Raw genomic sequence first — 8385 nt, 5'->3', positions numbered from 1 at the left:
GAGGCCACGGACCCGGCGGGCGACCCCGGCCAGCCCGTGCGGATCCACATCCTGGGCCCGCTCGCCGTGAGCCGCGCCGCCACCGACGTGCCGGTGGGCCGCGGCGCCCGCCGCGCCGTGCTCGCCCGGCTGGCGCTGTCGGCGAACGCGCCGGTGCCGATGGCCGAGCTGGTCGCGATGCTCGGGGAGGTCCGGCCGCCGCAGTCGCCGGCCCGGGCGGTGCAGACCTGCCTCTCCAAGCTCCGTGCGGCCCTGCGGCCGGCCGCGGTCATCGGCCGCACCCCGGGCGGGTACCGGCTCGACCTCGCCGGTGACCAGCTCGACCACGCCGAGTTCCGGCGCCTCGTGCGGCGGAGCCGCCCGGCGGGCCCGGCGGAGGCCCTGGAGCTGCTCGAGGCGGCCCTGGCGCTGTGGCACGGCGACCCGCTGAGCGACATCCCGCAGCTGCAGGACCACCCCTGGTCGTCGCGCTCGCCGACGAGCGGATCGCGGTGACGCTGCGGCACGCGGAGCTGGCCCTCGCCGCCGGCCGGCCCGACCGGTGCCTGGCGCCGCTGCGCGAGCTGGCCATCGCCAACCCGCTCCACGAGCCGCTGCACGCCCGGCTCATCGAGGTCCTCGCCGCCGCCAACCTCCAGGCGGCCGCGCTCAGCGCGTACGCCTCCATCCGCCGCAGGCTGGTCGCGGAGCTGGGCATCCAGCCCGGCCCCGAGCTGCTCGACGCCCACCGGCGGGCGCTGCGCCCGGAGGCCGGGACCGGGGCGGCGGGCGAGCCGCAGCCGCCGGCCCAGCTGCCGGCCGACATCCCGCAGTTCACCGGGCGGCGCGCCGCGCTGGCACGGCTCGACGCCCACCTCAGCGGGTCCGCGGTCGTCATCACGGCGGTCGTCGGCTCCGGCGGGGTCGGCAAGACCGCGCTCGCGGTCCACTGGGCCCACCGGGTGCGGGCCCGGTTCCCCGACGGCCAGCTGCACGTCGACCTTCGCGGGTACCACCCCGCCGCCGCGCCCATGACCCCGGACGAGGCGCTCCACGGCTTCCTGACGGCGCTGGACGTGCCGCCTGAGCGGGTCCCTGCCGGCCCGGAGGCCCGGGCCGCACTGTTCCACCCTGCTCGCGGGCCGGCGCGTCCTGGTGCTGCTGGACAACGCCCGCGACGCCGAGCAGGTCAGGCCGCTGCTGCCCGGGGCGCCCGGCTGCCATGTCCTGGTCACGAGCCGGAGCCCGCTCGCGAGCCTCGTCGCCGCCCAGGGCGCGCACCTCGTGCCGCTGGACCTCCTCACCCCGGACGAGGGCCGGGACCTGCTGGCGCACCGTCTCGGGGCGCGGCGGACCGCCGCCGAGCCCGACGCGGTCGGCATGATCGTCGAGCGGTGCGCCCGGCTTCCGCTGGCCCTGGCCATCGCGGCGGCCCGCGCCATCGCCCGCCCGAACGCGTCGCTCGCCGACCTGGCGGCGCAGCTCGGCGACGGCGGTGGCCGGCTCGCCACGCTCAGCACCGGCGACCCCGGCACCGACGTCCGGGCGGCGTTCTCGTGGTCGTACCGGGAGCTGAGCCCGGCCGCGGCGAGCCTGTTCCGCCTGCTGGGGCTGCACCCCGTGGCGGACTTCTCCGCGCCGGCGGCGGCCGGGCTGGCCGGGCGGCCGCTGCCGGAGACGCTCGCGCTGATCGCCGAGCTGACCGACGTCCACCTGCTCGCCGAGCCGGCGCCCGGCCGGTATGCGCTGCACGACCTGCTCCGGGCCTACGCCGCCGACCGCGCGGCCGCCTCGGGCCACCGGAAGCTCGGCACGCGCTAGCCTGGCACGCGCTAGCCCGGCACGCGCTAGCCCGGCACGCGTGAGCCCGGCACGCGTGAGCCGGTCCGGCCGCCGAAATGCTCAGCGCAGTCTGGCCGCCGGACCGCTCGGCGTGTGCCGGCCGGTCCGGCCACCGGAAGCCTGAAAGCTTGGCAGGTGCTGGGCGGTCCATCGCCGCCCGGCGCTCTGACCGGCCGCCGCGGGGGCGCCAGGCCAGCTCATCGCCGTACGGCGCGCCGACCGTCTCGATCAGCCGCCGCGCCGGCGTCAGGCCGGCCCACCGCCGTGCGGCGGCCCGACCGTCCCGGCCGGGTGCCGTGCGACCCGCCGGGCGCGGCGGCCTAAGCCACCGTCGCGCGGCGCTCGACCGTCTCGACCAGGCGCTGCGCGACCGTGGCGAGCGGCAGCCCGAGCCGGCTCGCGGTGCCGTGCAGCACCTCCAGGGCCGCCTCCGACGAGCAGGCCCGCTGCACCATCATGATCCCGATGGCCCGGTTGACGGTCTCGCCGTCGGCCAGGGCCTCGGTCAGCTCGGCGTGCAGGTCGGCCTGCCGGCCCCGGTCGAGGACCGCGGCGAGCAGGAGGCCGGCGTGCTCGGCGATGAGCATCGCCGTCAGACCCGCGTCGGGGGTGAAGCGGCCGGGCTGGGCCGCGTACACCGTCAAGGCCCCTATGACCTGCTCGTCGATGTCGACCGGGACGGTCAGCACACCGTGCACGCCGGCCGAGAGCGCATGCTCGCGCCACCCCGGCCAGCGATCGTCCGACGACAGGTCGGCGCTGACGATGAGGTCACGGGTGCGGATCGCCTCCATCGACGGGCCGGTGCCGCTGTGGTACTGGCTGTCGTGGAGCTCGGCCGGCAGCTCCGGCGACGCCGCGGCGGTCGACGGCCCCCCGGCCCGCACCAGCGTGACCGCACACCACGACGCCCCGTCCACCAGGTCGGCAGCGGTCTCGACGAGGTCCTCCAGGGCCTCGTCGAGGTCGTCGCTGGCGATCAGGCGCGCGGTGAGCTGGCGCAGGACGGCGGCGATCTCCACCGTGTGGAGCTCCGTCACAATTCCCCCTTCAGACACGCCGCCTCCTACCCGGCGCGTCGAGATCTCAACCGTCCAGCAGCGCCCGGCGTAATCCTTCCAGGGTCCGTGACAGCAACCGCGACACGTGCATCTGCGAGATGCCGAGGTCGGCGGCGATCTGCGCCTGGGTACGGTTGCCGTAGAAGCGCAGCGACAGGATCCGCCGCTCCCGCTCCGGCAGGCGGGCGATCAGCGGCTTCACCGCCTGGCGGAACTCGACGCCGTCGATGTCGCGGTCGTCGTCGCCGAGCACGTCGGCGAGCGTGCCCGCGTCGTCGTCCCCGCCGAGCGGCGCGAACAGCGACACCGGCCGGTACGCCGAAGAGGCCACCAATGCCTCCAGGATCTGGTCCTCGGCGACACCGAGGTGGTCGGCGACGTCCCGCGGCGTGGGCGAGCGCCCGAGCCGCTGCCCGAGCGTGTCCCGCACCCGGTTGATCTCGATCCGCAGCTCCTGGAGCCGCCGGGGCACGTGCACCCCCCAGCCCTTGTCACGGAAGTACCGCTTCAGCTCCCCGACGATCGTCGGCGTCGCGTACCCGCCGAAGTCGGTGCCGTAGTCGGGGTCGAAGCCGTCGATCGCCTTCATCAGCCCGAGCGCGGCGACCTGGCTGAGGTCGGCGGGCGACTCGCCCATCCCGTGGAACCGGCGGGCCAGCCGATCGGCGAGCGGCAGGCTGTGCTCGATGGCCCGCTGCCGCAGCGCGCCGCGCCTGGCGTCCTTGACGTCCATCGTGGCCGCCTGGCGCAGCAGCTCGTTGACGGTCGTCCACTGGCTCTGCGGCTCTTCCTCATCATGTACTGGTGGTGGGGCGCCGACCGGTGGGTCGTCGTACGCACGCAGGCGCTTCGCCGCCCCGATGATCTCCAGGACGTCCAGCACCAGGTCCGACGCGCCGGGGGTCCGCAGGCCACCGCCGCGCTCCTGGGCCTCCAGCTGCGCGCGCAGCAGCGTGTCGGCGGCGGCGCAGTCCAGCAGCCGCAGCCGCGACAGGTCGACGGTCAGGTGCACCCGTCCGGCATCGAGCCGCTGGTTGAGCTGGATTCGCAGGTCGAGGCTCGCCGCGTGGTCGAGCACTCCCGAGGGGCGCAGGATCTCCTCGTCTCCTTCGCGCCAGGATTCCAGTGAAAGTGCCGATTCAAATCGGTCTTCATATATGGGCATTGTCTCCATGGTGGAGACTCCCCCCTATCCCATCGCGTTGCGCAGCAAGCGATTCGCGGTTGAGCGTGCGGTCGTGGAACCGGGCGGAATTGCTTTCCCGGTCACTGTACGCACGGGGGAATTGCCAATGAATATGTGAAAGGGTGAGGTCGTGGGTGACCTTTCCTGCGCGCGCGAGGTCGCCTTTGTCTTGGTGGCCGCGGGATTTATGCCCGCAGCGACGCCCAGACGACCTTGCCGTCGGGGACGGGGGTGCAACCCCAGCGCTGGGTGAGCGCCTCGACCACGAGCAGCCCGCGGCCACCCTCGGCGAGGGTGTCGTCGGACGAGCCGCGGACGGGCAGGGCGTGGCTGCCGTCGCGCACCGACAGGTGCAGCTGGTGGCGGCGCAGGCTGACGCGGACCTCCAGCTCGGTGCCCGCGTGCCGCACCCCGTTGCTGACCAGCTCGGTGATGATGAGCTCGGCGAGGTCGGCGAGCCGGGCCACCTCCCACAGCCGGCAGGCCCGGTCCACCAGGTGCCGCGCCGCGGCGGTCGCGTCGAGCATCGGCTGGAGCCGGACGCGCATCATGGGCGGCTCGCCGCCGGGCGCCCCGGCGCAGCCGTGCGCGATCGCCGCGTCGGTGGTCGCGAAGAGGGGGATCTGCCGCGCGACCGCCATCCGGTCCAGCGCGTGCCGCAGCGGCGCGGGGGCGGCCGCCATGCTGACCGCGCTGCCGGGCCAGGCCGCGGCGTGCTGGGCGAGGGCGGGGAGCACGGTCAACGCCACGTCCTCATGGGTCCGCAGCTCGGCGACGTCGAGCACGATGAGCGCGGGCTCCGTGGCGAGGCACTCCAGGACGGTGGTGCGCAGCACCGGCGCGGTGTTCACGCCCAGGCTCCCGGCGACGTGCACCACGGTCGCATCGCCGCGGACCTCGACGGTTGCCGCAAGACTCGCCCTCATGGGGTGACGCTCTACCCGCCCCCGGTGGGTTAAACCCCACTGGCGGCGGATAGAGCGTCCTCGCATTGTTCCGGCGAACTGGTTGGATCGGGGCGTTGCCCCTCAGACCGGCGTGGGAACCTTCACGGCGCCCCACGCCATGGCGCAGATGCCGGCGACGTCCGTGTCGGCGACCGGGGTGAAGTCGGTGTAGTACAGGCCGAGAGCGTGGAACTCCCGGGGGGAGTGGATGTCGATGACCGCGTCGACGTCACCGGCGAGCAGGTCGACCGACTCCGCGGCACACACCGGCGCCGCGAACACGATGTGCGCCGGCTTCTGGGTCTGCAGCGCCCGGACCGCCGCCCGTGCCGTGACCCCGGTCGCGAGCCCGTCGTCGACGAGGATGACCACGCGTCCGGTCACCTCCGCCGCGGGCCGCGAACCGCGGTAGCGCTCCTGCCGGCGCCGCAGCTCCACCCGCTCCCGCTGTACCGCGGGCGTGAGGTCGCTGACGGTGAGGCCGGCGCACGCGAGCGCGCCGCGGTCGAACACCGGTGGCCCGTTCTCGGCGATCGCGCCCACCCCGTGGTCCGACTGCCACGGCAGCCCGATCTTCCGGGCGACCATGAGGTCGAAGTCGGCGTGGACGGTCTCCGCCACCGCGAACCCGACGGGGACTCCGCCCCGGGGGAGCGCGAGCACCAGCGGGGCCTGCGTCATGTCGAGCTGCCGCAGGTGCGCGGCGACGGCGGTGCCGAGCAAGCGACCCGCGGCCGTTCGGTCCGCGAACCGCTCGGCCTCAGGCGGCCACATGGTCGTAGGCTTCCACTCGGGCGACCCGGAGGCCGGCCAACATGATCCGCATCAAGCGGACACCTCCTTCGATCGGCGCGGTGGGGCCGTCGCCACGCTGGGCCGTGTCCCCTGCTGGCCGCTCTGCCGCGGCCTACCTCGCCCGGTCCGAAGACTACGCCCGTTGAGCTGGGGAAACGTCCGCTTGCCATACTTCCTCACGGGTGAAACCGGCAGTCCAGAAATTCCTGTTGTCTCCCGTTTCTGAAGTGACGCGGTCCCGCCCGGCCGGGCATGATGACCCGGTGGACACGCCAGCGCAGCGGGACGCGGCCCTCGCCGTGTTCGACATCGACGGAGTGGTCGCCGACGTCCGGCACCGCCTCCGCCACCTCGACAAGCGCCCGAAGGACTGGGCCCGCTTCTTCGCCGCCGCCGACCGCGACCCGGTCCTCCCCGAGGGCGTCGAGCTGGCCCTGCGGCACGCCGCCGACCACGTCCTCGTCTGGCTCACCGGCCGCCCCGAGCACCTGCGCCCGGTGACCGACGCCTGGCTCCGCAGCGCCGGCCTCCCCGCCGACCTGCTCTTCATGCGCCCCGCCCGGGACCGCCGCCCCGCGAAGGACTTCAAGGCCGCCCAGCTGTCGCTCCTGGCCCGCGAGTCCCGGATCGCCGTCGTCGTGGACGACGACCCCGAGGTCATCGTCAAGCTCCGCACCCTCGGCCACCCCGTCCACCTCGCCGACTGGGTCCCACACTCCTCCACCCTGCAGGCCGCCCAGGAACAGGACGGCAAGACCTGACCTTTCGGCTCGCGTCAGGCTTCCGGCTTACGTCAGGCCTTTCGGTTTGCGTCAGGCCTTCGGCTCGCGTCAGGCCTTTCGGCTTGCGTCAGGCCTTCGGCTCGCGTCAGGCCTTTCGGCTTGTGTCAGGCTTTCGGCTTGCGGAGCAGGCCGATGCCGATCAGGGCCAGCGTCACCGTGCCGCCGCACACCACGCTGCGGGCGACGACCCGCTGCCAGTCGTTGTCACCGTCGGTGCCGGTCAGGACCACCATGTAGAGGCCTCCGGCGCACAGCACGAGGAACGCCAGCGCGAACATCCCGATCGCCGCGACGATCCGGGCGGTCCGCGACGGCGGCGCCGGCGGTGCGTCCGCCGCGTCCGGACCTGTCTCGGCCGGTCGGGGCTGCGGGACGTGGTCGCGGGCCGGCATCGGGACGGTGACGGCGGCCAGGGCCCTGTCGACGGACTGCAGCGCCTCGGCGCTGATCTGGTGCAGCGTCGGCTCGATCGGCACCTGGATGGCGTCGTTGCCGATGAGGACCCGCCCGCCGTCGGGGAAGGCGAGCATGGCCGCGCACTCAGCGAACCGGACGGTCCGCTTGTGGTCGCCCGCCTGCAGGCCGGCGCTGTCGGGGCCGATGACGAGGACGGCCTTGCCGCCGCCGCGCGGTTCGAAGGGCTGGCCGGTCGCGGCCGTCTCCGAGAGGACCGGCGCGGCCGTGAACCCGGCCCAGTCGGCGGTGCTGCCGTCCGGCACCTGCAACAGCGCCGACCCGAGCACCTCGACCGCCGCCTCGTGGACGTCGGCGGCGGTGACCGCCCGCAGCTCGGCGCGGGCCTCCTCGACGGCCCGCACCGGGTGCCCGGTGAGCAGGTCGAACGCCTGAGCGGACAGGCGGCCCACCTCGGCACCCGGGTGCGCGTTGGCGTCCTCGGCCTTGGCGATCACGGCGGCCACGTCGGCCTCGTCGATCCGGCCGACGCGCAGCTTCGCCAGCACGTCGACGAACCCGCCGAGGACCGCGGTCTCCTTGCCCGGGGCGGCGTCGGCGAACGCCGTGACGACGGCGTGACCGTCGCCGCGGGGGTTGTAGGCGGCGCCGACCGCGTAGGAGTTGCCGTCCTCCTGGCGCAGGCTGCGGTACAGCTCCCGCTCCAGGACCCAGCCGAGGACGTTGCCGGCGATCCGGCGGCGCATGACACCGTCGACGACGACGTGGCCGTCACCGCGGTAGAAGGCCGGGGTGACCGGCAGCGCGGACGACGGGGCGGCGACGGGCCGGCGCGTGCCGTCGCGCAGCGGCAGGCGCAGGTCCGGCGGGACGCGCCGGCCGGCGATCCACAGCACGGCGTTCTGCCGCGTGAACCACGTCGCGGCCCACTCCCGCAGGTCCTCCGGCGTGAGCCGGTCGACGCCGAGCTCGGGGAAGCCGACGAGGCCGTGGTCGCGGGCCCCGTACCGCCACACGGGCAGGGCGTCGTTCACCCCGTCGTTACGGCCGGCCGCCTCGGCCCGCAGGATGGACCGTTCGGCCTCGAGGCGGTCCATCGGCGGGTCGAGCAGGGCCTCGCACACGCCGGCGAGGAAGCCGGTGATGTCGTCCTCGCCGCCCTGCAGGTGGAACGACGTGACGACGGTGCCGGTCGTGCCGTTGTAGTGGTAGTCGGCGAGGGCCCGGCCGTGCAGGACGAGGTGCTCCAGCAGGTGGGTGATGCCACGGCGCGGCAGCGTCTCGTCGGCCTGCCCGACCCTGAAGACGAGCCCGGCGACGGACGGGCCTTCGTACGGGGCGTACAGGGTGGGGACGCCGTCGACGTCGATCTGCCGCAT

The 8385-nt window shown here is 74.6% G+C and carries 8 protein-coding genes and 1 pseudogene; 4 read left to right on the top strand and 5 right to left on the bottom strand.

The genetic code is table 11. The annotated features are described in order from the left end of the window. From AB0J72_RS37780 to AB0J72_RS37770, 3 genes and pseudogenes are all read left to right on the top strand, one after another. The coding region (locus tag AB0J72_RS37780) for a BTAD domain-containing putative transcriptional regulator (RefSeq protein WP_363407743.1) at nt 1-495 on the top strand (495 nt) is incomplete at its 5' end. Further along, nucleotides 411-674 (top strand): annotated as a pseudogene (locus tag AB0J72_RS37775) (BTAD domain-containing putative transcriptional regulator); the annotation flags it as partial. The gene AB0J72_RS37780 and the pseudogene AB0J72_RS37775, both read left to right, overlap by 85 nt. A gap of 388 nt (nt 675-1062) precedes the next feature. After that, nucleotides 1063-1800 carry an NB-ARC domain-containing protein gene (locus AB0J72_RS37770; protein ID WP_363407761.1) on the top strand — a complete coding sequence of 246 codons (738 nt, stop codon included), beginning with the start codon at nt 1063-1065 and terminating at the stop codon, nt 1798-1800. Nucleotides 1801-2141: 341 nt separating this feature from the next. Here AB0J72_RS37770 and AB0J72_RS37765 read toward each other — a convergent pair whose 3' ends face one another. From AB0J72_RS37765 to AB0J72_RS37750, 4 genes are all read right to left on the bottom strand, one after another. Beyond that, a complete protein-coding gene (locus AB0J72_RS37765) occupies nt 2142-2861 on the bottom strand; it encodes a GAF and ANTAR domain-containing protein (RefSeq protein ID WP_344512421.1) in 720 nt (239 codons plus the stop codon). A gap of 46 nt (nt 2862-2907) precedes the next feature. Then, entirely contained in the window at nt 2908-4047 is a 1140-nt protein-coding gene (locus tag AB0J72_RS37760) for a SigB/SigF/SigG family RNA polymerase sigma factor (protein ID WP_344512419.1), read from the bottom strand. A gap of 206 nt (nt 4048-4253) precedes the next feature. After that, on the bottom strand, nt 4254-4994 hold the full coding sequence (locus AB0J72_RS37755) for an ATP-binding protein (RefSeq protein ID WP_363407739.1): 741 nt from the start codon (nt 4992-4994) through the stop codon (nt 4254-4256). 102 nt (nt 4995-5096) lie between these two features. Then, nucleotides 5097-5789 (bottom strand): phosphoribosyltransferase family protein, encoded by a 693-nt coding sequence (locus AB0J72_RS37750; protein ID WP_363407736.1) that lies wholly within the window; start codon nt 5787-5789, stop codon nt 5097-5099. Nucleotides 5790-6073: 284 nt separating this feature from the next. On the opposite strand from AB0J72_RS37750, the gene AB0J72_RS37745 reads away from it, so the two are divergent. Next, on the top strand, nt 6074-6571 hold the full coding sequence (locus AB0J72_RS37745; RefSeq protein WP_363407733.1) for a hypothetical protein: 498 nt from the start codon (nt 6074-6076) through the stop codon (nt 6569-6571). A 125-nt stretch (nt 6572-6696) separates the two neighbouring features. Here the strand turns inward: AB0J72_RS37745 and AB0J72_RS37740 are convergent, their stop codons facing one another. Further along, the gene (locus AB0J72_RS37740; protein ID WP_363407730.1) at nt 6697-8385 is read right to left on the bottom strand and encodes an insulinase family protein; all 1689 of its coding nucleotides are present in this window, start codon (nt 8383-8385) and stop codon (nt 6697-6699) included.

The organism is Dactylosporangium sp. NPDC049742 (assembly GCF_040674675.1).
Classification (GTDB): Bacteria; Actinomycetota; Actinomycetes; order Mycobacteriales; family Micromonosporaceae; genus Dactylosporangium; species Dactylosporangium maewongense.
The sequence above is the reverse complement of the archived record's forward strand: the minus strand, read 5'-3'. Positions and strand labels throughout refer to the sequence as shown.